General features: G+C 72.4%; 17 protein-coding genes, 1 tRNA gene and 1 pseudogene. 10 read left to right on the top strand and 9 right to left on the bottom strand.

The annotated features are described in order from the left end of the window. Positions 1 to 274: 274 nt before the first annotated feature. The 4 genes and pseudogenes from IPN03_02870 to IPN03_02855 form a co-directional block, all read right to left on the bottom strand. Entirely contained in the window at positions 275 to 1,216 is a 942-nt protein-coding gene (locus IPN03_02870; protein MBK9372691.1) for an integron integrase, read from the bottom strand. Between the two features lie 166 nt (positions 1,217 to 1,382). Beyond that, positions 1,383 to 1,607 carry a hypothetical protein gene (locus IPN03_02865; GenBank protein MBK9372690.1) on the bottom strand — a complete coding sequence of 75 codons (225 nt, stop codon included), beginning with the start codon at positions 1,605 to 1,607 and terminating at the stop codon, positions 1,383 to 1,385. 817 nt (positions 1,608 to 2,424) lie between these two features. Beyond that, positions 2,425 to 2,910: pseudogene (locus IPN03_02860) on the bottom strand (hypothetical protein). Between the two features lie 7 nt (positions 2,911 to 2,917). After that, entirely contained in the window at positions 2,918 to 3,748 is an 831-nt protein-coding gene (locus tag IPN03_02855) for a hypothetical protein (protein MBK9372689.1), read from the bottom strand. A gap of 173 nt (positions 3,749 to 3,921) precedes the next feature. Here IPN03_02855 and IPN03_02850 point away from each other — a divergent pair, with 173 nt between their 5' ends. Together IPN03_02850 and IPN03_02845 are read left to right on the top strand one after the other, a co-directional pair. Beyond that, positions 3,922 to 4,710, top strand: a complete 789-nt coding sequence (locus IPN03_02850) for an electron transfer flavoprotein subunit beta/FixA family protein (protein ID MBK9372688.1) — start codon at positions 3,922 to 3,924, stop codon at positions 4,708 to 4,710. A 27-nt stretch (positions 4,711 to 4,737) separates the two neighbouring features. Then, positions 4,738 to 5,712 carry an electron transfer flavoprotein subunit alpha/FixB family protein gene (locus tag IPN03_02845; GenBank protein MBK9372687.1) on the top strand — a complete coding sequence of 325 codons (975 nt, stop codon included), beginning with the start codon at positions 4,738 to 4,740 and terminating at the stop codon, positions 5,710 to 5,712. Between the two features lie 148 nt (positions 5,713 to 5,860). On the opposite strand, the gene IPN03_02840 is transcribed toward IPN03_02845, so the two are convergent. Next, positions 5,861 to 7,684, bottom strand: a complete 1,824-nt coding sequence (locus IPN03_02840) for a hypothetical protein (protein ID MBK9372686.1) — start codon at positions 7,682 to 7,684, stop codon at positions 5,861 to 5,863. A gap of 136 nt (positions 7,685 to 7,820) precedes the next feature. Between IPN03_02840 and IPN03_02835 the strand changes: the two genes are divergently transcribed. Next, a complete protein-coding gene (locus IPN03_02835) occupies positions 7,821 to 9,890 on the top strand; it encodes a (Fe-S)-binding protein (GenBank protein ID MBK9372685.1) in 2,070 nt (689 codons plus the stop codon). 22 nt (positions 9,891 to 9,912) lie between these two features. Then, positions 9,913 to 10,344 (top strand): hypothetical protein, encoded by a 432-nt coding sequence (locus IPN03_02830; GenBank protein MBK9372684.1) that lies wholly within the window; start codon positions 9,913 to 9,915, stop codon positions 10,342 to 10,344. Between the two features lie 47 nt (positions 10,345 to 10,391). Here IPN03_02830 and IPN03_02825 read toward each other — a convergent pair whose 3' ends face one another. Further along, positions 10,392 to 10,688 carry a hypothetical protein gene (locus tag IPN03_02825; protein ID MBK9372683.1) on the bottom strand — a complete coding sequence of 99 codons (297 nt, stop codon included), beginning with the start codon at positions 10,686 to 10,688 and terminating at the stop codon, positions 10,392 to 10,394. 80 nt (positions 10,689 to 10,768) lie between these two features. Between IPN03_02825 and IPN03_02820 the strand changes: the two genes are divergently transcribed. The 6 genes from IPN03_02820 to IPN03_02795 all read left to right on the top strand — a co-directional run bounded on the left by IPN03_02820 (position 10,769) and on the right by IPN03_02795 (position 18,942). After that, positions 10,769 to 11,152, top strand: a complete 384-nt coding sequence (locus IPN03_02820; GenBank protein ID MBK9372682.1) for a YraN family protein — start codon at positions 10,769 to 10,771, stop codon at positions 11,150 to 11,152. Continuing rightward, a complete protein-coding gene (locus IPN03_02815; protein MBK9372681.1) occupies positions 11,142 to 14,489 on the top strand; it encodes a hypothetical protein in 3,348 nt (1,115 codons plus the stop codon). Before IPN03_02820 ends, IPN03_02815 begins: the two co-directional genes overlap by 11 nt. A gap of 79 nt (positions 14,490 to 14,568) precedes the next feature. Next, entirely contained in the window at positions 14,569 to 16,686 is a 2,118-nt protein-coding gene (locus tag IPN03_02810) for a serine/threonine protein kinase (GenBank protein ID MBK9372680.1), read from the top strand. A gap of 40 nt (positions 16,687 to 16,726) precedes the next feature. Next, positions 16,727 to 16,801: transfer RNA gene (locus tag IPN03_02805), tRNA-Gly, on the top strand. 144 nt (positions 16,802 to 16,945) lie between these two features. Then, complete coding sequence (locus IPN03_02800; protein ID MBK9372679.1) at positions 16,946 to 17,929, top strand: zinc-dependent alcohol dehydrogenase family protein; 984 nt, start codon at positions 16,946 to 16,948, stop codon at positions 17,927 to 17,929. Then, a complete protein-coding gene (locus IPN03_02795; protein ID MBK9372678.1) occupies positions 17,926 to 18,942 on the top strand; it encodes an SDR family NAD(P)-dependent oxidoreductase in 1,017 nt (338 codons plus the stop codon). The genes IPN03_02800 and IPN03_02795 overlap by 4 nt, the downstream gene beginning before the upstream one ends. On the opposite strand, the gene IPN03_02790 is transcribed toward IPN03_02795, so the two are convergent. The 3 genes from IPN03_02790 to IPN03_02780 are packed head-to-tail and all read right to left on the bottom strand — an operon-like array spanning position 18,887 to position 22,340. Further along, a complete protein-coding gene (locus IPN03_02790; GenBank protein MBK9372677.1) occupies positions 18,887 to 19,402 on the bottom strand; it encodes a peptidase M54 in 516 nt (171 codons plus the stop codon). The genes IPN03_02795 and IPN03_02790 overlap by 56 nt on opposite strands. Beyond that, a complete protein-coding gene (locus tag IPN03_02785; GenBank protein ID MBK9372676.1) occupies positions 19,399 to 20,733 on the bottom strand; it encodes a sigma-54-dependent Fis family transcriptional regulator in 1,335 nt (444 codons plus the stop codon). The genes IPN03_02790 and IPN03_02785 overlap by 4 nt, the downstream gene beginning before the upstream one ends. Continuing rightward, a complete protein-coding gene (locus IPN03_02780; GenBank protein ID MBK9372675.1) occupies positions 20,733 to 22,340 on the bottom strand; it encodes a HAMP domain-containing protein in 1,608 nt (535 codons plus the stop codon). Before IPN03_02780 ends, IPN03_02785 begins: the two co-directional genes overlap by 1 nt. Positions 22,341 to 22,347 lie beyond the last annotated feature (7 nt).

Below are 22,347 nucleotides of genomic sequence, written 5' to 3'. Positions count from 1 at the left end.
GACGGCTGGGGGAGTGGGGGGGAAAGGGTTAGACGGCGGGGAGTTTTGCAAGTAATTGAAAAAGAATGCGATAGCGAAGTGCGGTTCTGGGGGCAAAGACACTCCGTGCCCTTGGGTGGCAGAACTGCGGAGCGTTGCCATCTACTACTAATGAGGGGTTGGCCAGTGTGAAACTTGACCCCGGGGCAAAAAAAAAGTTCCTGTAGAGACGAAGTCGCTGATTGACCCGACGGGAGACACCGGGATGCCCGGGAAACCTCCACGCCGGGGGGCCTCAAACCATGCGATCCAGTGGACTCCGAACGCCGCGCCCCCCCGATTTATTAAGCACGTGAGTGTAGATCATCGTCGTCGAGACGTCGCTGTGTCCAAGTAGTTCCTGGATGGTCCTGATGTCGTAGCCGTCCTCGAGGAGGTGCGTCGCGAAGGAGTGTCGGAGCGTATGGCAGCTGGCCGGTTTGGCGATGCCGGCGGCGACGACGGCGTTGTGGACGGCGCGCTGGAGGACGGTCTCGTTGAGGTGGTGGCGCATCTCGCGGCCGGAGCGCGGGTCGCGCGAGCGCGAGGCGGCGGGGAAGACCCACTGCCAGCCCCAGGAGGTCGCGGCGTCCGGGGCCTTGCGGGCGAGGGCGTCGGGGAGCCAGACGCGGCCGAAGCCCTCGGCGAGGTCGCGCGCGTGGAGGAGGCGGACGTCTGAAATGTGGATGGCGAGCGTGCCGCGGGCGGCGTCGGGGAGCATGGTGACGCGGTCTTTCTGGCCCTTGCCGTCGCGGACGACGAGCTGGCCGAGGCCGAAGTCGACGTCCTTGACGCGGAGGCGGAGGACCTCGAGGAGGCGGAGGCCGGCGCCGTAGAGGAGGGTGGCGGCGATCTTCTGCGGGCCGTCGAGGCGGGAGAGGACCTGGTAGACCTCCTCGCGCGTGAGGACGGTCGGAATGCGGCGCGGCTTCTTGGCGCGCACGAGGCCGCCGGTGTCGGGGAGCGGCATCTTGAGGACCTCGCCGTAGAGGAAGAGGAGGCCGGCGAGGGCCTGGTTCTGGGTGCTGGCGGCGACCTTGCCCTGGACGGCGAGGTGGGTGAGGAAGCGGTTGACGTGGTCGGAGCCGAGCTCGGAAGGGTGCCGCTTGCCGTGGAAGAGGATGTAGCGGCGGGCCCAGTCGACGTAGGCGCGCTCGGTGCGGATGGAGTAGTGCTTCGCGCGGAGGGCGTGGGCCATCCGGTCGAGGAGCCGGGGCTCGGAGCGCGAAGGGGAGACGGGAGGGGGGGCTTCACCACGAAGCTGGGGGGCGGGGGGGCGGGGGCGCCGGGCCCGCCGCCCCCCCCCCCCCCCCCCCGGGGGGGGGGGGGGGGGGGCCCCCCCCCGGGGGCGCCCCCGGGAAGCCTCAGTCGTAGACGCCGTCGGCGTACCACTTCCCGGTGGGGCGGTCGCGGTAGACGCGGTAGAGGCCGCCTCCCTCGAGCTCGACGTCCCAGTAGTCGCGGGCAGCAGGGGCCTCGGACCACCAGCCGTCCTCGAGGCTCCAGGGGCCGGCGGCCACACGGACGCATCCCCGGACGGGCGTCGGAGAAGCAGGGAGGGCGTTGAGGGAGACGGGGGGTGTCGGCATGGGTGAGGACCTCCAGCTCGACGGCGGGGCGGAGCGCGCGGACGGCGAGGAGGCCGCGCGCGGGGCGGAGGGGCGGGGTGAGGAGCGGCGGGGGGGGCGGGGCGTAGGGGACGAGGGCGAAGCGGCCCGGGACGTGGCCGTCGGCGGGGCGGGGGGAGCCCGCGCGCCCCTCGCCGAGGAGGGCGAGGAGGTGGGCGAGGGTGCCGGCGAGCTCGTCGGGCGAGACCTCGGGGGGGCCGAAGAGGGTGAGCTGGCCGCGGCGCGGGCGGTCGGGGTGGGCGGAGAGGACGAAGCCGGTGACGGGGGCGCCGGCCGGGCGGGCGTCGAGGCTCTGGCGGAGGAGGGAGAGGAGCGTCCTGGCGTCGCGCGTGGGGCCGGGGAGGTCGATGGAACGGACGTCGCACCCCTCGGGCTCGAGGTGGAGGGAGAGCTCGAGGCGCGCGCAGCCGAGGGCCTCGGCGGCGAGGCGGCGGACGAGGCGCTCGAGGGCGGCGCCGGCGAAGGCGAGGAAGGGCTCGAGGGCGACGACGGGCCAGTCGAGCGAGGCCCCCTCGGAGAAGGCGAGGGCGGGAAGGCGCGGGACGAAGGGCTCGGGGTCGAGGCCGCGGGCGGCCTCGTGGAGGCGCCGGCCCGGCTCGCCGAGGCGGGTGCCGACCTCGGCGGCGGGGAGGCGTGCGAGGTCGCCCGCGGTGCGGACGCCCCAGCGCGAGAGGGCGACGGAGAGGGAGAGCTCGGGGGCGAGGCGCTCGACGGGGAGGGGGGCGAGGAAGCGGGCCTCCTCGCCGGGAGGGACGACGACGGGACTGCGCGGGAGAGAGGCGGCGATGCGGGCGGCGCGCTTGCTCGACGCGACGCCGGCACGGGCGGGAAGGCCGTCTTTCTCGGCGGCGCGCAGGAGGTCGAGGGCGAGGTCGCGCTCGAAGGAGAGGAGGGCCTCCGGGGAGGAGGCGGTACGCGGCGCGAGGCCGGAGAGGTCGAGGAAGGCGAGGCCGTCGCCGGCGTCTTCGACACGGGGCGAGAAGCGGCCGGCGGCGTCGAGGAGGGCCTCCTGCGCGGCGTGCTCGGCGTGCGGGTCGCGGCCGCGGGCGAGGAGGCGCGGGACGAGGGCGCGGGCCTGCGGGAGGGTCATGCCGGGCTTCACGCCGGCGGCGCGGGCCTGGCGCGTGGCGGCGACGACGCGGGCGGCCGAGCCGTTCCCCTCGGTCACGGCGAGGGCCTCGTCGCGCAGAGGGGGCTCGGCGCGGAGGCGGGCGGCGAGGGGGAAGAGAGGAACGGCGAGGGCGAGGAGGCGCGGCGGGGGCATGGGCGGCTCATGCGCACGCGACCGCGCGGCGGGGAGGGACGAAGGACGTTGCTGCTACGGAAGACGTGGGAGTGGACGCGGCGCGGGCCGGGGTGGGAAGCGCTGGTGCCGCCGGAAGGAGCGCGGGCAGGAGGTGTCGGGCCAGGGGCGCGGCAAGAGGGGAGAGCGCCAGAAGCGGCGCCTCGGCGGGGCGGCCGCCACGGACCTTGAGGAGAGAGAGGCTCGCGGCGGCGCCGGCGAGGAAGCGCGTGGCGCCGGCCTGCCGGAAGAGGGCGCGGGCCGAGACGCCGACGAGCGCCTCGGCGGCGAGGCCGGCTAAGGGAACGGGGGTGGAGAGGAGGAAGGCGACCCGGCGCGGGGCGGCGGCGCGGGCGAGGCGGAGCCAGGGGCCGGCGTCGCGCAGGCGCGAGGAGGGGAGGGCGAGGCCGGCGTCGAGGACGACGAGGCGGAAGCCGGCGGCGGCGACGGTCTCGGCGGCGAGGAGGGCGTCCCGGAAGCGGAGGGGGCGGACCCAGAGGAGGCGTGCGAGGTCGCAGCCGGCTTCTTCGGCGGAGGCAGGGTCGAGCTGGTCGCCGAGGTCGAGGAGGGCGGCCGCCTCGCCGCGGGAGGTGGCGGCGGCGAGGGCGGCGAGGACGAGGGCGAAGCGGCCGCCGGCGCGGCCCGAGAGCTCTACGAGCGCCCCGCGCGGCAGGCCGCCGCCGAGGAGGGCGTCGAAGGGGGCGACGCCCGTGGCGAGGCGGTCGCCGGGGCGGAGCGCCGCGCCGAGCCGCGGGAGGTCGGCCGCGCGGAGGAGGCGGCTCGCGACCGAGGCGGGGAGGGCGGCGGTGAGGGCGGACATGGATGAGAGAAGAGTGGGCGTAAGTAGGACGCAAGTCAAGGGGCGCGAGGGGAGCCCGGGGCCATGAGCCGCGGCTCATTTTTCGTGCCGCAGTGCGGCGGGGCGTGATACCTTTTCTTCCCCGTGCACCACCCCGTTTCCCGAGGCCCAAGAACCGCGAGAGGAAAGAACGGATGAATCACGTCGTCTGCATCGCATACGTTCCGGACACCGAGACGAAGATCAGGATCGGCGCCGACGGCAAGTCCATCGACGAAGCCGACGTCAAGTGGATCGTCTCGCCCTACGACGAGTACGCCCTCGAGGAGGCCATCAAGGCCCGCGAGGCCAAGGGCGGCACGGTCACCGTCGTGACGTACGGGCCGGCGCGGGCCGACGTGGGGCTGCGCGAGTGCCTGGCGCGCGGGGCCGACGAGGCCGTCCGCATCGCCTCCGACGGGCTCGGCGAGGCCGACTCGCTCGGCGTGGCGCAGGCGCTCGCCGGGGCGGTCAGGGCGCTCCCGTGCGACGTCCTCTGGCTCGGCAACAAGGGAGTCGGGACCGACGCGCAGACGCTGGTGCCGATGCTCGCCGAGCTGCTCGACCTGCCGCACGCGAACCTCGTGACGAAGCTCGAGTGGAAGGACGGCGGCGTCGTCGCCTACCGCGAGATCGAGGGGGCGCGCGAGGTCGTCGAGATGCCGCTGCCGTGCGTCGTCGGGGCGCAGAAGGGGCTGAACGAGCCGCGCTACTCCTCGCTGAAGGGAATCATGGCGGCCAAGAAGAAGACGATCGCCGTGAAGAAGCCGGGTGACGTCGGCGTCGACCCGGGCGCGACGACGGGCGAGAAGGCCGCCGTCCGCTGGACGAAGCTGGAGCTGCCGCCCGCGCGGCAGGCCGTGAAGCTGATCCCGGCGGACGACCCGGCGAAGGCCGCCGACGAGCTGGTCCGCCTCCTCCGCGACGAGGCGAAGGTCCTCTAGGCCGACGGCGAGACAAGGAAGAACACGATGAGCAACGTCCTCGTATTCATCGAGCAGCGCGACGGCAAGATCCGCAAGGCCTCCTTCGAGGCCCTCACCCTCGGCCGCGAGGTCGCGGCGAAGACGGGCGGCGCCCTCGGCGCCGTCGTGGCCGGCTCCGGCATCGCCTCTCTCGCCCCCGAGCTCGCCGCGTACGGCGCGGCGAAGGTCTTCGTCGCCGACAAGCCCGAGCTCGCCCTCTACTCCTGCGAGGGGTACACGGCGGCCCTCGACGCCGCGGTGACCGCGTTCGCCCCCGCCGTCGTCCTCGTCCCCGCCACGTCCATGGGCAAGGACGTCGCCCCGCGCCTCGCCGCGCGGCGCAAGGTCGGGCTCCTCTCCGACGTGATGTCCCTCGAGGTCGAGGGGGGGCGCCTCGTGGCGACCCGCCTCGTCTACTCGGGCAAGGCCCGCGCGACGGTGACGGCCGACCCGGGCGCCGCGCTCCAGATCGCCACGCCCCGCCCGAACGTCTTCCCGGCGTCGAAGAGTGCCGCGGGGGCGGGCGAGGTCGTCACGCTCGACTTCGCCGTGACGATCCGCGCGAAGGTCACGAAGATGGAAGTGGCCGAGACGGGCGAGATCGACGTGGCCGAGGCCGACAAGATCGTCTCCGGCGGCCGCGGCATCAAGGGCCCCGAGAACTGGCCGATTCTGAAGGCGCTCTGCCACGAGCTGGGCGCGGCGCTCGGCGCCTCCCGCGCCGCGGTGGACGCGGGGTGGATCGACCACTCGCACCAGGTGGGGCAGACCGGCAAGGTCGTCTCGCCGACGCTCTACGTCGCCTGCGGCATCTCGGGGGCCATCCAGCACATGGCGGGGATGGGCTCCTCGAAGGTGATCGTGGCGATCAACAAGGACGCCGAGGCGCCGATCTTCAAGGTCGCGACGTACGGCATCGTCGGCGACATGTTCCAGATCGTCCCGGCGCTGACGGAGAGTTTGAAGAAGGCAAAAGCCTGAGCAGACAGGTAGGGGGTCCGGGGGCGCGCCCGCCCCAGAAAGGCCTGGCGGACGGTGGGGGTCCGGGGGCCGCGCGTCAAGCGGCCCGGCGAGAAGGGCGGCCGCGAGGCCGCCCTTCCGTCGTCTGCGTGTCGTGTGGACCGTGCGGCTAGGGCGTCCTGCCCGTGACGGTCGACGAGAAGTCGGTGTATCCGATTCCGCATCCGTTGACCCAGAGGAAGCGAATCTGGTCGAGCCCGCTGTACGGGCCGGCTTTGTATCGGTAGCGGCCGCTCACCACCGGGTCCGGCGCGAAGGAGAAGCCGCTCTGGTTCTGCAGGACCGTCCACCGGACGCCGGAGAGCAACGGGACGGAGGTCGGGTCGACGTTGATGAAGACCACCGTGCCCGCTGCGACGTTGGCCGCTCCGGGGTTCAGGACCGGGACGTAGAGCTGGGGGTCGACCGGAACGGTGTGGTCGGCCGTGTCGGTCGTGCCGTCCAGGCCGCGGGCGGTGAGGGTGAAGATCGTGGTGCCCGTGATGGTCGCCTCGACGCCCCCGTTGGCGACGAAGAAGTCGTCGTAGCCGCTGACGTGCACGCCGAGCGCGTTCTCGGTCTCCCAGGTGAGGAGGATGTTCGTGGAGGCGCCGCAGCCGCGCTCGGGAATCGACTCGAAGCGGACGATGCGCGGAGCCCCGGGCGGAACGACGTTCGCGGTGAAGTCGGCGCTCGCGGGGCCGCAGGATCCGGCGGCCGTCAGGCGCACGATGTCGGTTCCGGGGGTGATCCCCGCCGTATAGACCCAGGAGGTCCCCAGGATCGTGAACGTCGAGCCCGACGATTCGTGCTTCACGAACTCCACGGTGACGGGGCCTGTCCCTACGGGGAGCAGCCCGGTCACGACGCCGCCCGTCGCCGCCGTCACGGTCGCCGGGGAGGGCGTCGGGACGGGGGTCGTGGGGGTGATCGTGACCTGCAGCGGCTTCACGGCCGACTGGCCCGTGAGGGACGTGGCGGTGAGGACGAAGTCGCCGCTGGCGTTCACCGTCGACACGACGGACCCGTTCGCCGGGAGGTCGTTCCCGACGCCGGTGATGCTCACCTTCGCGGCGCCGGTCGTCTGCCACGAGAAGGTCGTCGCGAGCGGCGCGCAGCCGCTGGCAGGGCTCGCCGTGAACGAGAGGATGACCGGGGCCGTCGAGAAGGCGCCTCGCTTCACCGCGAGCGGAATGGCCGTGCCGTCGCTGGTCTTGTTGTCGTTGCGGATGACGTAGGGAAGCCCGGCGCCCGAAAGGAGTCGCAGCCGAAGCGCGAGGGCGGGCTTGCCGGCGGAGGCCGGCACGAGGCCTTCGAGGGAGGACTGGGCCGCACCGCCCGGGATCGACTCGACGATGCCCGAGCCCGCGAGGGACCCTTCGGAGAAGACGGCGACCTCGAGCCGGCACGCCTGGGTGGCCGTGCTGGCGCAGACGACGCCGACGTTGGTACGGGCCCGACCGGGTTCCGTGGACGACGACACGTCGGCCCCGCCCCCCGTCGCCTCGTCCCCGGGCCCGAGCAGCTCGGACGGGAGGGCTGCCGCGAGGCTGACGCCGTACCGTCCCGCGGACGACTCGTTGAACGTCTCCGACCAGGCCGTCACCGCGGCATCTGAGCGGACGTTGTAGGCGAACGCGCCCCTGCCGGCGAGTGCCGCCGGAGCCGCGAGAGCGGAAACGCCGTTGGCCGGGACCGTGAAGGGGGTGGTCGCGACGATGCTCCCTCCGGACCAGAAGTCGACCGCGCCAGCGGCCGAGGCAGCGCTGGTGACGTAGACGATGGTGTCGAACTGGGAGCCCTGGGCTCCCGATCCCTTCGCACCAGGCCCGCCCCACAGGTCGATTCCCTGCGACGCGGCGAGCGCCGCGGCACCCGCCCGCGGCGCCGCCGGGGCGGCCGAGGCGACGGCGAGCAGTACGGCGATAACGAGGAACGACGCAGTCTTTCTCATCAGCCTGGCTCCGATTCCACCGGATTCGTTGGGCCTTCGAAACTTAGCCGTGATGATACACCCCGTCCGCGCCGCTCCGGCGGGGCGGTTTCGCGGGCTCGGAACCGCTCCCCCTGCGATATCCTTTCCGGTGATGATGCCGACCGAAGCCACCTATTTCGGGGTCCCCGGGACCCTCCTGTTCGCGCTGGTCCTTCTCGGCTCGATCGCGGCGTTCGCCTACACCGCCTCGCGGCGCTGGCAGCTCCTGACGATCGGAGGCCCGCCGGACGTGCGGTGGGACAGGCCTCTCGAACGGCTCCGGGGTCTCCTGGAGCTCGGGATCTTCCAGAAGAAGATGTGGTGGGACGGCTATGCCGGCCTCTACCACATGCTCATCTTCAGCGGCTTCGTCGTCCTCTCCGTGAGGACGCTGTCGCTCGTCCTCGAAGGGCTCTTCCCGAAGGCGGGGATGCCCTTTCTCCCCGCGGGCGCATGGCAGGCCTACCTCCTGCTGAAGGACGTCGTCCTCGTGACGACCCTCGCCGGCGTCCTCCTGGCCCTGGGGCGGCGGTACGTTTTCCGCCGCGAGCGGCTCGACCCCTCGTTCGACGCCGGCTTCATCCTCTGCCTGATCGGCTTCCTCATGGCGACCGACCTCCTCGCCGGCGCCGCGATGTTCGCGCTGACTCCCGGGCACGCCTCGGCCTGGGAGCCCGTGACGGCGGCCCTCTCGACGCTCATCTCGGGAACGGCCCCGGGGACGCTCGAGACCATCTACTTCTCCTGCTGGTGGCTCCACCTCGTGGCGGTCTTCGGCTTCCTGAACTACCTCCCGTTCGCCAAGCACTTCCACGTCCTCACCGCCCTGCCGAACATCTTCCTGAGGAAGCTCGACGCGCCCGGGAAGCTCTCGATGGTCGACATCGAGAAGGCGGCGGAGGCCGAGAAGTTCGGCGTGGCGAGGGTCGAGGACTTCACCTGGAAACAGCGCCTCGACATGTTCACCTGCACGGAGTGCGGGCGCTGCCGCGAGGTCTGCCCGACGCACCTGACCGGCAAGCCGCTCACGCCGAAGGGCTTCATGAAGGACGTGCGCAGCGCGCTCTACTCCGTCGCGGGCGATCTCGTCGACGTGGCCTCCGCCCGGGGCGACGCGGCGGCTCAGGCACGGCTCGAGGAGCGCAAGCCCCTCATCGGCGGGTGGGTCGACGAAGAGACGATCTGGGCCTGCACGACGTGCCGCTACTGCGAGTCGGCCTGCCCGGTCGGAATCACCTACACCGACAAGATCGTCGACATGCGGCGCCATCTCGTCCTCGAGAGGAGCGAGTTCCCGAAGGAGGCGCAGACGGCCTTCAACGGGATGGAGCGCCAGGGTAACCCCTGGAACCTGCCGGCCGCCGACCGCGACGCCTGGACGGCCGAGCTGGACTTCGAGATCCCCGTTCTGGGAGCGATGGACGAGGCCGAGCGAGCGCGGGTCGAGGTCCTCTTCTGGGTCGGCTGCGCCGGCTCGTACGAGGACCGCGGGAAGAAGGTCTCCCGCGCCCTGGCGAAGCTCCTCCACGAGGGGGGCGTGAGGTTCGCGATCCTCGGCTCCGAGGAGACGTGCAACGGCGACTCGGCCCGGCGCCTCGGGAACGAGTACCTCTTCCAGACGCTCGCGCAGCAGAACGTCGAGACGCTCAACGGGTACGGCGTGAAGAAGATCGTCACGAACTGCCCGCACTGCTTCAACACGCTGCGCAACGAGTACCCCGACTTCGGCGGGACGTTCGAGGTGATGCACGGGACCGAGCTCGTCGCCCGGCTCCTGGCCGAGGGGCGGGTGAAGCTGACGCAGGCCCTGCCGAAGACGATCTCGTTCCACGACGCCTGCTACCTCGGGCGCCACAACGACGTCTACGACGCGCCGCGCAACGTCCTGGATGCGATCCCGGGCCTGACCCTCACCGAGCTGCCCCGTTCCGGCCGCAACGGCCTCTGCTGCGGCGCCGGCGGCGGGCGCATGTGGCTCGACGAGAAGATCGGGACGAGGGTCAACCAGGCCCGCTACGCCGAGATCGAGGAGGCGGGCACCGACCTCGTCGGCGTCTCCTGCCCGTTCTGCATGGTCATGCTGGGGAACGCCCAGACCGAGATGGAAGGGAAGACGCAGCCGTTCGACGTCCTGGAGCTGGCGGCGGCGGCGCTTCCCGCGCACCCCGGGGCTGCGGCAGGCTGACGGGAAGGCGCGAGGAGGAATGGTGGCGGAGCCGAAGAAACCGGACGCGAGACCGCCGTCGAACCCGTACGTCACGGGACCGACGAAGAAGCTGGACCCCACTCACGCGACGGCGCCGGTCCGGCGGGCCGTGCCGGAAACGACCCGCCCGGTGTCGCGCCCCGAGCTCGTGACCGAGGGGATGAAAGCCCACCGCCGCGAGATCGAGCGCCGGAAACGGCAGGCGGCGATCGAGAAGCTCCAGAACACGCAGCAGTCCGAGGATGCGCTGCGGGTCTTCTGGAAGGGGCTCGCGTGGGCCGCCCTCATTTTCGGGGGCGGCGCCGTCTACTGGGCTCTCCAGAACAAGTACGGCAACAAGTGGCCGATGTGGGACGTCTGGATCTTCCTCGCGCTGGCGCTCTTCGGGGTCTTCGGCGGGCTCCTCTGGTACATGAACAAGAAGGACCTCTAGAGACCCACCGGGAGCAGACGATCTCCCGGCCGGCGGGACGTTCCGGATCAGTCGTCGTCGAACGGGCTGCGCGGACGCCCTGCGGGCTCCTTCTGGGCCTTCTCGAGCGCCTCGCGGAAGGTTTTCTCGAGAATCTCGCTCTTGTGCTTCTCCCGCTCGAAGGAGGCGGCGAAGAGATCGGCGGCCCGCTCCGTGCGGCGCGTGTTCTCCGCGGCGGCCTCCTCGAGCGAACCGAGCTTCCTCTTCACGACGGCGGGCTCGTGCGCGAGGACGGCTCCGGTCTCGCGGTCGACCTTCAGGGTGGACTCGCAGTCAGGACACTGGATCACGAAGACGTCGTCCATCCGTCGATTATCCTCGACCGGTGTCACCCGGATGGAAGGAACGGCTCGCGGCGCTGGGCCTGTCGCGCAGGCGGCGCGTGGTGCCGCGCCCGGCCGGTTCTGCACGTGCTCCGACGACGCCGAAGGGGCGCGGCGGCGAGGACGAGGCGGCCCTGTTCCTGGAAGGGCGTGGGCTGACCGTCTTCGCGCGCAACGTCCGGGTGGGCGGGGGAGAGATCGACCTGGTGGCCGGGGACGGCGGGACGGTCGTCTTCGTCGAGGTGAAGTGGCGGCGGGATGCCTCGCGTGGGGCGCCGGCCGAGGCCGTCACTCCCCTGAAGAGGAGGAGGCTCCTCTCGGCGGCGCGTGCCTGGCTCGCGGAGAACCCTTCGGGCGCCCGGCGCGAGGTGCGGTTCGACGTGGTGGCGATCGAGGGCGACGCCGGAACGATCGACTGGATACGAGGAGCATTCGATGCCACGTGAAGGAACCGGAATCGGAAGACGGATCGCGGGGCCCGCGGTTCTGCTCCTGGCGATGCTCGTTCCCGCCGGAGCGCAAGCGGGCCTGCGGCTCGTGCCCGACGTCGGGTATCCACTGGGCGGCGACGTCCGGTGCCTCGTGGCCTCGGGCGGGGTCTTCTGGGCGGGCACGGCGAGCGGCGTCTTTCGCGGGACTTCCCTCACGGAAGGCTGGGCGCTCGATGGCCTCGCCGGCAAGCCGGTCTCCTCGGTCGCGGTCCTGAACGGAGAGACCTGGGCGGCGACCGGGGAAGAGCTCTGGCGGCGCTCGGCCGCGGGAACGTGGACGGTCGAGACGCTCCCGTCCTCGGCTGCATTTCCGACGACGGTGGCCGTCGATGCGGCGGGCGTCCTCTGGGCCGGTGGCCTCGGCGCGTGGCGCAGGACGGGCGGGACGTGGACCGCCGCCCCCTCTCCGGGAGCCGGGATCGTGACGACGATGCTCCCCGACCCCGCTGGGCTCGTTGTCGGTCTCTCGACGGGGATCGCCGCGCGATGGACAGGCGCCGGCTGGGTCTCCCTCGCGGGCGGCGTCGGGCCGGCGGAGGGCTTCCGCGCTCTCGCGACGTTCGGCGGCACGCTCTGGGCCGGGACCAACGTCACTCTCTACGTCTGGAACGGAAGCTCCTGGATCGCGGACGCGGCGTTCGGGGGGCACGACGTCAGGGCGCTGACGACGTGGGGCGGCGCGCTGCGGGCCGCGACGGCCGACGCGGGCGTGCTCGTCCGCGCGGGCTCGGCGTGGTCCGCCGACCGGAGCGGCCTCCTGCCACGCGGCGCGCAGGCCTTCCTCGACCTCGGCGCCGACCTCGTTCTCGGAACGGCCGGCGGGGGCCTCTACCGGCGTCAGGGGTCGGGCTGGACCCCGCTCGTTGGGCCGCATCCGGCGGCCGTCGTCACCGACATCGTGCCGCCGGTCGCTCCCGAGGGCTTCGCGACCCAGGCCGTCGCGACCTCGTCAGGCAGCGGCGCGACCTTCGTGAACCTGCCGCAGGGAGGGCCTTCGAGCGAGCCGCCGGCGCTCGCCCGGCTCCCCGACGGCTGCGGGGAGGCGACCGCCGTGGCGCGAACCTCGGGAATCCAGCCCGAGCTGCTCGTGGCCACGAGCTGCGGCCCGTACATCGTCACGGTGTCCGCCGCTTCGGCGCTCTCGGCCGGCCTCTCCCCCGTGAGCCTGCCGTCGACCCTCGCGTCGCACGCGGGCGCGATCTTCGGCGGTACCGTTACGACGGGGCTCTGGCGGTTCTCCGGCGCGTCGTGGTCCTCGGAGCCGGTCGGCGGTTACACCGGAAGCGGCACCGTGTACGCCGTCCGCTCCTTCGGCGGCGCGCTCTGGGTGGCGATGGCCGAGGGCCTCTTCTCGAGGGGCTCGGGGCCGTGGGCCGAGGTCTCCGCGGGCCTGCCCGGCGCGGGCCTCGTCGCCTCGCTCGGAGGCGATGCCGGGGAAGCGTTCGTCGGCCTCGCGACCGGGGGCGTCTACCGGCGTCCGGCAGGGAGCTTCTTCCGCAAGGACTCGGCGGGTTTGAACGCGGCGCCGGTCTACTCGATCGACCTCTCCGGCGGGCGGCTCTGGGCGGCCGCGGGTGCGCGCGGCCTCGCCCTGAAGCGGGATGGTGCGTGGAGCCCGGAAACCGCGGGCCTGCCGCCAGGGGCCTCGGTCACCGTCGTCCGCAACATGGGCCCGAACGGGGACGGGGCGGGAGGGGAGAACCTCCTCGTCGGCACGGCGGGGCACGGGACGTACGTCGCTACGACGCGGCCCGGAGTGCGCACGCTGCCGGTCGTCCTCGACGTCGTCGGGGCCGGCGGCGCGCGGTTCCTCTCGGAGCTCGTCGTCGGCTCACGAGCGGCAACGGACACCTCGTTCCCCATCACCTACACGCCGTCCCCGGGATTCGCGGGGACGAACGGTTCGCTCGCGCCGAAGACCGCGAGCCTCACGATCCCCGCGGGGCGCGAGATCCGCGCGGCCGACGCGCTCACCTACCTGAGATCCCTCGGGATGGCGATTCCGGCGGCGACGCCGGAGTCGCCCGTCGCGGGGAGCGTCACGCTCGGGAACGGGGCCCGGAACGTCGACGACACCTACCTCATCGCCCGGACCTACACGAGGTCCGCCTCCGGCGGCACCTTCGGGCTCTTCTATGGCGCGCCCTCCGACCTCGACGCGCCGGAGGAGGAGGCGACGGTCTACGGCCTCCGGTCCGCCACGGGAGAAGCGCGGTCGAACCTCGCGGCGGTCCACGTTCCCGGGCGCGGCGACGATCCGATCGAGCTCTCGGTGCAGGTCTATTCCGCGAACGGGGTTCCCGCGGGCGCGCCGCTCGTGAGAACGCTGGCTCCCGGCGAATGGACGCAGTGGAACGGCATCCTCGGCCTCGCCGGCCTTCCCGACGGCTCGTTCGGGTACGCCCGGATCCGCCGGACGGCGGGCGTCGGCGCCTTCACGGCGTACGGCGTCGTGAACGACGCGAAGACGTCGGACGGGAGCTACCTGCCGGCCTTCCGTCCCGGCGGCCTCGCCGCGGCGCGGACCGTGATCGTTCCCGTCGTTCTCGACGTCTACGGAGAAGCGGGCTCGCACTACACGACGGAAGTGACGCTGGTGAACGACGGCTCCATCGCGACCCCGGTGGACCTCGTCTACAGGCCGGCTCCGGGTTTCGGAGAGGTCGGTGGCGTCCCGGTCGTGACGGTCGACGTGGCGGCCCGCCAGCAGGTGACGATCCCCGACGTCCTCGCCTACCTGCGGTCGAAGGGGATGCAGATTCCGGCCGGGACGACCGCGCCGCAGGCGGGAACGCTGACGGTCACGTTCCGGTACCTCACGGGGATCGACGCGCCGTCCACGGTCGTCCTCGCCCGGACGACGACGCCGAACACCGACGCCGCGACCGGAGGCGCCTTCGGGCTCTTCTACACGGCGGTCGCGGCAGGAGGCGGGGCCCGGACCGCGGCGCTCGTACCGGGGCTCGCCCAGGACGACGGCGTCCGGTCGAACCTCGCCGTCGTGAACACGGGGGGAGGCTCGGAGCTGCCGATCACGCTCGAGGCGCGGCTCTACGACGCCGACACGGGAGCCGCCGCGGGCTCCCCGCTCACCGTCCGGCTCGCCGTCGGCGACTGGGTCCAGTGGTCCCGCGTCCACGCGCTCGCCGGGGCGCCGGCCTCGGTGAAGCGGTTCACCGCCGTCGTCCGGAGGACCGCGGGCGACGACACGTTCGTGGCTTACGGGGTGCTGAACGACGCCGTGACGTCGGACGGCAGCTTCCAGACGATGATCGCGTCGGATCCGTATTGAGGGTCGTGGGTAAACGGAGGAAGGCCGGAAGGCGTCTGTTCCCGCGGGGGGAGGCGTGCGCCTCCCGCGAGGTCGACGCATGACCCAGAAGGGACGCCGCCTCGGCCGCTACCGGCTCGAGGAGCTCCTCGGGCAGGGCGGGATGGCCGAGGTGTGGCGGGCGGCGGACGAGCGCCTCGGGCGGACGGTCGCCGTGAAGGTGATCCACTCCGCGCACCTTCGGGACGGGCACTTCCGGGAGCGATTCCACCGGGAGGCGCGGCTCGTCGCTTCGCTCGACCACCCGAACGTCCTTCCGGTCTACGACTACGGCGACGAGGAGGGCGTGCCGTACCTCGTGATGCCGTACCTCGACGGCGGAACGCTTCGCGACCGGATGATGGGCTCTCCGATCCCCTTCGCTCAGGCCGTCTCCTGGATTCACCAGCTGGCCGACGCCCTCGACGCGGCGCACGCGGCGGGAATCCTCCACCGCGACGTCAAGCCCGCGAACGTCCTGATCCGCAGGGACGACCGCCTTGCCCTGGCCGACTTCGGCATCGCGAAGATGGTGGAGAGCCCGACGGGTCTCACGGCGACCGGAATGGTCGTCGGGACGCCGATCTACATGGCGCCCGAGCAGGCGCAGGGAAAGCCGGCGACGCCCGCCTCCGACCTCTACGCCCTCGCCGTTCTCGCCTACGAGCTCCTGTCCGGCAGACCTCCGTTCGACGGCGAGAGCGCGCTCGCGCTGATGCACCAGCACGTGACGGCGCCGGCCCCGCTTCTCTCGTCGTCGGTCCACGGTCTCCCGGCCGGCCTCGACCCGATCTTCGAGCAGGCCCTCGCCAAGGAGCCGGAGCGCCGCCCGCCGACCGGACGCGCCTTCGCCCGGCAGCTGTTCGCATTCGTCCCGACCGGGACCGGCCTCGACCTCGAGCGCGCGACGATGCCGTGGAACGCCGCAGCCGGGACCTTTCCAGCCGCCACCCATGCGACGCCGAAGCGGCGCGCCGCTGGCGCTGTGGTGCAGAAGCCCGACCTGACGAACGAGGCCACGATCTCCACGTCCCCGCAGCCCACGCGGCGGACGCTCACCGCGGTGGCCGGAGCGACGGCGGCCGCTGCCCTCCTCGCGGGGGTCTGGTTCCTGACTCCGAGGTCCCGCCCGGACACGGCGGCAGTGGCGCAGGTTCCCGCACCCGCCCCGACCGTCGCGCCACCGCAACCGCCGGCGGGAGAGGCGAAGGTCGCGAGGCGTCGGGTACCGACGCCACCCCCCGTGGCCGCTTCGAGCACGGCCCCAGCCCTCGCGGCGATTCCGGCGCCGGCTGACGCGGACACCCGGGGGCGGCCGGGTCCGGGCTTCGGATCGACGGGCGTCCCGTCTCCCCCCGGAGGCCCCCCGCCGCCGGGGCACTCCGGCGACGGAGCCGGAGGCGGTTCCCTCCGCGCGGCGCACGCCCGGCTCGACCCGGTCCAGAGGAGGGGCGAGCGCCCGAGCAGGGAAGACTTTGAGGCGGCCCTTCAGGCGGCGCGGGAGAGCCTCGAGAACGGTGCGGGAGGACAGGGTTCCCGAGGGCTCCAGCTCTATGCCCTCGGCGGGCTCTCCTACCTCGACGGCCACGACGACGAGGCCCTTCGCCAGCTTCTCTCGGCGCAGAAGGCCGGCGAGAAGGGACCGTGGGCGGTCCGGCTCCTCGCAGGTCTGGCCAGCGGGAGAAGGGGACGGGGCGGACTCGAGGGCTGGGAGCTGGCACTCGCCTACGGGGATGCGCGGCGGGAAGCGGCGGGACGGATCGCGAGCTCGCTGGCGCGCGATCCCGCTGACCATTACGCGCTCTTCGGGAGAGCCGTCCTGCAACGGATGGAGCGGCAGAGCGCCGCGGCGATCGCGGACGCGACGACCGTCGTGAACAGCAGTCCCCCGGGGGCCCTCGGCGCGGCGGCGGCCTCTCTCATCGGCGACGAGAGCGCCGCGCTCGGCGACCTGGAGGCGGCGGTCCTCTGGTATCGCCGGGCCGCGATTCCCCACAGCCCGCTCTCGGCGTACGCGGGCTGGGAAGGTGGCCGGATCCTCGAGAAGGGACTCGGGCGGACCGAAGAGGCCCGCGAGCTCTATGGTGCCGCGTGCCGCGCGGGACACCGGGAAGCGTGCGTGAAGATCGACGAGCCCGCACCCCGTCCGCGCCTCTTCCCGAGACGCCGTGCGCCTTGACAGGAAGCCGCTTTTTCGCTACTTTCCGCCGGTCCCGTGGGCGGGACTAGCTCAGTGGTAGAGCGCTACCTTGCCAAGGTAGATGTCGCGAGTTCGACCCTCGTGTCCCGCTCCATGAAATCAACCGGGAGGGCCATGGCCCTCCCGTTTTTCGTCTTTGGGCCCCCGGCCCGACAGACCGCCGAGACGTGACCGATCCCCGCCCTGGGCCAGAGAGCGCTGCGGGCGCGGGGCCGTTCCACCGGAAGGGGAGGCTGCGATGAAGGCGATGCTTCTCGACGCGCCCGGCCGGCCGCTCCGTGCGGCGGTCGTCCCCGACCCCACGCCAGGGCACGGGCAGCTCCTCCTCCGCGTCTCGGCCTGCGCCGTCTGCCGGACGGATCTCCACGTCCTCGACGGCGAGCTCGCGAAGCCGAAGCTCCCGCTCGTCCTCGGGCACGAGATCGTCGGCGTCGTGGAGGCGTGCGGCGCGGGGGCTTCGCGCTTCGCTCCGGGCGAGAGGGTCGGCGTTCCGTGGCTCGGGTCGACGTGCGGCCGCTGCCGGTTCTGCGAGAGCGGAGCCGAGAACCTCTGCGACGGGGCCCGTTTCACGGGGTACCACCTCGACGGCGGGTTCGCGGAGAGGACGGTCGCCGACGAGCGGTTCTGCTTCCCGATCCCCGCCGCGTTCTCCGACGTCGATGCGGCGCCGCTGCTCTGCGCCGGGCTCATCGGATACCGGACTCTGCGGATGGCGGGCGACCCGCGCACGGTCGGAATATGGGGCTTCGGCGCGGCAGCGCATCTCGTGGCGCAGGTCGCACGTTTCGAGGGGCGCACGGTCTTCGCTTTCACGCGGCCGGGCGACACCGCCTCGCAGGAGTTCGCCCGCTCGCTCGGGGCCGCGTGGGCGGGGTCCTCGGACGATCCTCCTCCCGTGCCGCTCGACGCCGCGCTCGTCTTCGCGCCGGTCGGCGCGCTCGTCCCGGCCGCCCTCCGGTCGGTCCGGAAGGGGGGCGTCGTCGTGTGCGGTGGCATCCACATGTCGGACATCCCCGCGTTTCCCTACGCGCTTCTCTGGGGGGAGCGGGTCGTCCGCTCCGTCGCGAACCTGACCCGCAGGGACGGGGAGGAGTTCCTGGCGCTCGCGGCGCGCGCCGGAGTGAGAAGCCGGGTCCGGCCCTATCCGCTCGCCGACGCGAACGAGGCGCTCGCGGACCTGAGAGCGGGGCGGCTCGAAGGGGCTGCGGTGCTCGTGCCGTGAGCGGTTTCCTCGCCGGCCTCCTCGACGCGGTTCTCGACGCTTCGGTCGTCCTCTCCTTCGACCGGAACGGCTACCGGCGTCACGCCCGCCGGTTCGACCCGCGGGACCTCGAGGTCGACCTCGCCGGGAAGGCGGCTCTCGTGACCGGGGCGAACTCCGGCCTCGGGAGGGCGGCGGCACGGGGCCTGGCGCGCCTCGGCGCGCGCGTCGTGATGCTTTGCCGGGACGAGGCTCGCGGGCGCGAGGCACTGGCGGAGATCTCGCGGGAGACGGGGAACCGCGCGCTCGAGGTCGTCCGCCTCGACGTCTCCGACCTCGGCGACGTCCGCCGGGTCGCGGAGAGCCTCGGAAGCGGGCCCGTCGACGTCCTCGTCCACAACGCCGGAGTCCTGCCGGACCGGCGCGCCTCGACCCCGGAAGGCCTGGAGCTGACGCTCGCGACGAACCTCGTCGGGCCGTTCCTCCTGACGGGTCTCCTCCGGCCGGCCCTCGAGCGGACCGGAGGGCGCGTCGTCCACGTCTCCTCGGGCGGCATGTACGCGCAGCGCCTCGACGTGGCGGAGCTTTTCCGCGGCGGGCCGGAGCCCTTCGACGGCGTCGTCCAGTACGCGCGGACCAAGCGCGCGCTCGTCGTCCTGAACGAGCTCCTCGCCGAACGGCTCTCCGGCAGCGGCGTGACGTTCTCGGCGATGCATCCCGGGTGGGCCGACACGCCGGCCGTGAGGACCTCTCTTCCACGCTTCCACGCGGTCACGAAGGGAATCCTCCGCAGCCCCGAGGAGGGAGCCGACACGGTCGTCTGGCTCGCCGCGAGCGCGGCCGCCGCGGGCCGGAGCGGGCTCTTCTGGTTCGACCGGGCACCGGCTGCGACGACGCCCGTCCCGGGGACCCGGGAGAGCCTGGAGGAGCGTGGGAAGCTCTGGACGGCCCTCGTCGAGGCCGCAGGGCTCGACCCGGCTACCTCCCCCCGGGAAGGCGCGCGAGGCAGGAAGCGCAGAACTCGGGGTTCTTGAGGTCGACGCTCTCCGGCCAGAGCGAGCGGTGCATCGCGCAGTCGTTCACGACGCAGTGGACGAGGCCGGCCGCGTGGCCGAGCTCGTGCGCGACCTCCACGCGAAGACGGTGCAGCAGGATCTCCTCGGTCAGCGCGTTCTCCTCCGGCGGCCTGAGGCGGGCGAGGGAGAGGATGCCCCGGCCGCCGTCGAGGTGCGAGAGGCCGAAGACGTAGGTGAGGGCCGGAACGAAGAGGTCGCCGCCGAGGAGGAGGAGGTTCAGCCACCCCGGCTCGGGCGTGGGGACGGTCTCGAGGACGCTGAAGGCGTCGTACTGCGCCCGCGAGCGGTCGTAGCAGGCGGCGAGCGAGTCGCGGAAGACCAGCGCCTCACCCGGCACGAGAGGCGGCGCCAGGCCGCTGAAGGCGCTCCTCACGTGGCCGGGCGAGACGTCGGCGGTGTGGAGGAGCCGGACCTTCACGGTCGGTCGATACCGAACTTCCGCATCTTGTTGTAGAGCGTCACGCGGTCGATCTCGAGCGCCCGGGCGGCCTGCGCGACGTTGAATCCCATCGTGGCGAGGATCTTACGGATGTGCGCTTCCTCGGCGGAGGCGAGCGTCAGCGACACCGCCGCCGGCGCGGGCCCGCTGAAGGGGAAGTGCGAGGCCTCTATGGTGTCCCCCTTGCAGAGGACGACGGCGCGCTCGATGGCGTTCTGCAGCTCGCGGACGTTGCCGGGCCAGGGGTAGTCGGACATCGCGGCGAGGGCTGCCGGCGAGAAGCCGCCGATCTTGCGGTTCATCGCGCTGGCGAAGCGGCCGAGGAAGTGCTGGGCGAGGACGGGGATGTCGGCCTGGCGATCGCGGAGCGCGGGGAGCTCGATGACGAAGACGTGGATCCGGAAGAAGAAGTCCTGCCGGAAACGCCCCGAGGCGACCTCGTCCTCGAGGTCCCGGTGCGTCGCCGTGACGAGGCGGAAGTCGACCGGGACGGACTGGTTGCCGCCGACGCGCGTGACCTGCTTCTCCTGGAGGACGCGGAGCATGTCGACCTGGACCTTCGGCGGCACGTCGCCGATCTCGTCGAGGAAGAGCGTCCCCTCGTGGGCCATCTCGACCTTGCCGCGCCGGCGCGAGGCGGCCCCCGTGAACGCCCCCTTCTCGTGCCCGAAGAGCTCGCTCTCGAGGACCCCCTCCGAGAGGGCTCCGCAGTTCACGACGCTGAGCGGCCCGAAGCGCCGGGGGCTGCGGCTGTGGACGAGCCGCGCGACGAGCTCCTTGCCGGTGCCGCTTTCGCCCGTCACGAGGACGCTCGTGTCGGTGGGGGCGACCTGGTCGACGAGCTCGAGGACGCGGGCCATCGGCCCGCCTCCGGCCGTGACGAGGGCCGGCTCGGCAGCCTCGATGCGGGCCTTCAGCTCGCGGTTCTCGGAGATCAGCGTGTAGCGCTCGGCCGCCTTCCTCACGAGCCGGGAGATCGCCTCCGGGTCGAACGGCTTGACGATGTAGTCGTAGGCGCCGTCCTTCAGGGCCTGGATGGCGGTCTCGACGGAGGCGTAGGCGGTCATGATGATGACGGTCGTCTCGGGTGAGGTCTCGCGCACCTTGCGCAGGACCTCGAGGCCGTCCATCCCCGGCATCTTGATGTCGACGAGGAGGATCTGCGGCGCCTCGCGCACGAGGGTCATGAGCGCCTCGCGGCCGCCGCTGGCCGAGAGGACGTCGTACCCCTCCTCGCGGAACCAGAAGGTGAGAGAGCTCCTCAGGTGGGGCTCGTCGTCGACGATCATCAGCTTGACGGGCGCGGACATCAGGACTCCTCTCCCGGGGCGGAGGTCCCCGGCAGGGTGAGGACGAAGCGGGTCCCGCTTCCGGGGGCGCTCTCGACGTCGATCGCGCCGCCGTGGCGCTGGACGATGCCGTAGACGACGGCGAGGCCGAGGCCGAGGCCCTTGCCGTCGCCGTCCCCCTTCGTCGTGAAGAAGGGCTCGAAGATCTGTCGCTTGACCTCGTCGTCCATGCCGACACCCGTATCCGAGATCTCGATCCGCGCCCCGGACGGACCGTGTGGGGAGGTGCGGATCGCGAGCGTGCCGCCGTCCGGCATCGCCTCGATGCCGTTGATGGCGAGGGCGAGAATCGCCTGCTCGATGTGCGACGGGTCGCAGAGGACGCCGGGGAGCGTGGTGTCGAGGTGCAGCTGCGGGTGGACCTGGGCGAGGTCCATCTTGTGCTTGAGGAGGAACAGGGACCGGTCGACGAGCTTGTTCACGTCGGTCGGCTCCATGCGCGAACCGGTGCGGCGCGCGAAGAGGAGGAGGTTCGAGACGATCTCCCCGCAGCGGGCCGACTCGGAGGCGATCGCCTCGAGGATCTTCTCGGTGTCGTCGCCCGGCTTCGGGCCCCCGCCCTTGGCGACACGCCGCAGGAGGAGGCGCGAGTAGGTGACGACGCTCGCGAGGGGGTTGTTGATCTCGTGGGCGACGACGGCGGCGAGCTTTCCGAGGGAGGCCATCCGCTCGACCCGGATCATCTGGGCCTGCGCCGTCTTCAGCTCGCCGGTCTTCTCCTCGACCCGGCGCTCGAGCGTCTGGGCCCAGTCGACGAGCTCGGCGTTCGCCTTCTGCAGGTCGCCCGCCATCCGGTTGACGTGGTGGCCGAGGAAGGAGAACTCCGCAATCGACTCGTCCTCGTACCGGGCCGAGTAGTCGCCGCCTCCCAGGGCGCCGAGCGTCTCGGCGAGGCTCCGGACGGGGCGGTGGACGTTCCGCCTCACGACGAGGATGACGACGGCGGCGACGAGGAGGAGCGTCGCGACGCCGGTCGCGGCCATGAGCGCCGTCGTCTGGCGACGGACCTCGTCCTGCTTGACGAGCTGGATGGAGACGTCGACGACGCCGAGGAGGCGCTTGGCGGGCGGGTGGGCGTGGCAGGCGGCCGTCGAGCAGGACGGCTCGTTCTCGATGGGGCGGATGACGCCGAGGGTCGGGATGCCGTCGAGGATGAACGTGCGCGTCCGGTCTCCGGGCGGCAGCTTCGCGATGGGCTGTCCCGCGGCATGGCACTTGAAGCAGGCCTCGGACGTCGTGTCGACCCGCTGCCCGGCTTCGGTCGGGATGGAGGAGTAGACGATCATCCCTTCCTTGTTGAAGACCCGGACGCGGATGTTCGGCGAGCGTTCTGCGATCGACCGCACCGAGCTGTCGAGCGCGGCCCGGTCGTTGGCGAGCATCATCCCGTGCAGTCCGCCGGTGAGGGTCTCCGACAGGGCGAGGGCGCTGTAGCGGGCGGTCGTCTCGGCGAACCGCTTCTGAAGCGTGAGCGCGACGAACCAGGAGAAGAGGAGAAGGGCGGCGAGAGCGGCGACGAGGGTCCCCGTCAGCCGCACCGCGAGGGAGTTGGCCCTGAGTCGCTGCATCGCCGCC

Source organism: Holophagales bacterium (genome assembly GCA_016719485.1).
Taxonomy (GTDB): domain Bacteria; phylum Acidobacteriota; class Thermoanaerobaculia; order UBA5066; family UBA5066; genus UBA5066.
Note: the sequence above shows the minus strand (reverse complement) of the source record. Positions and strands in the feature narration are given on the sequence as shown.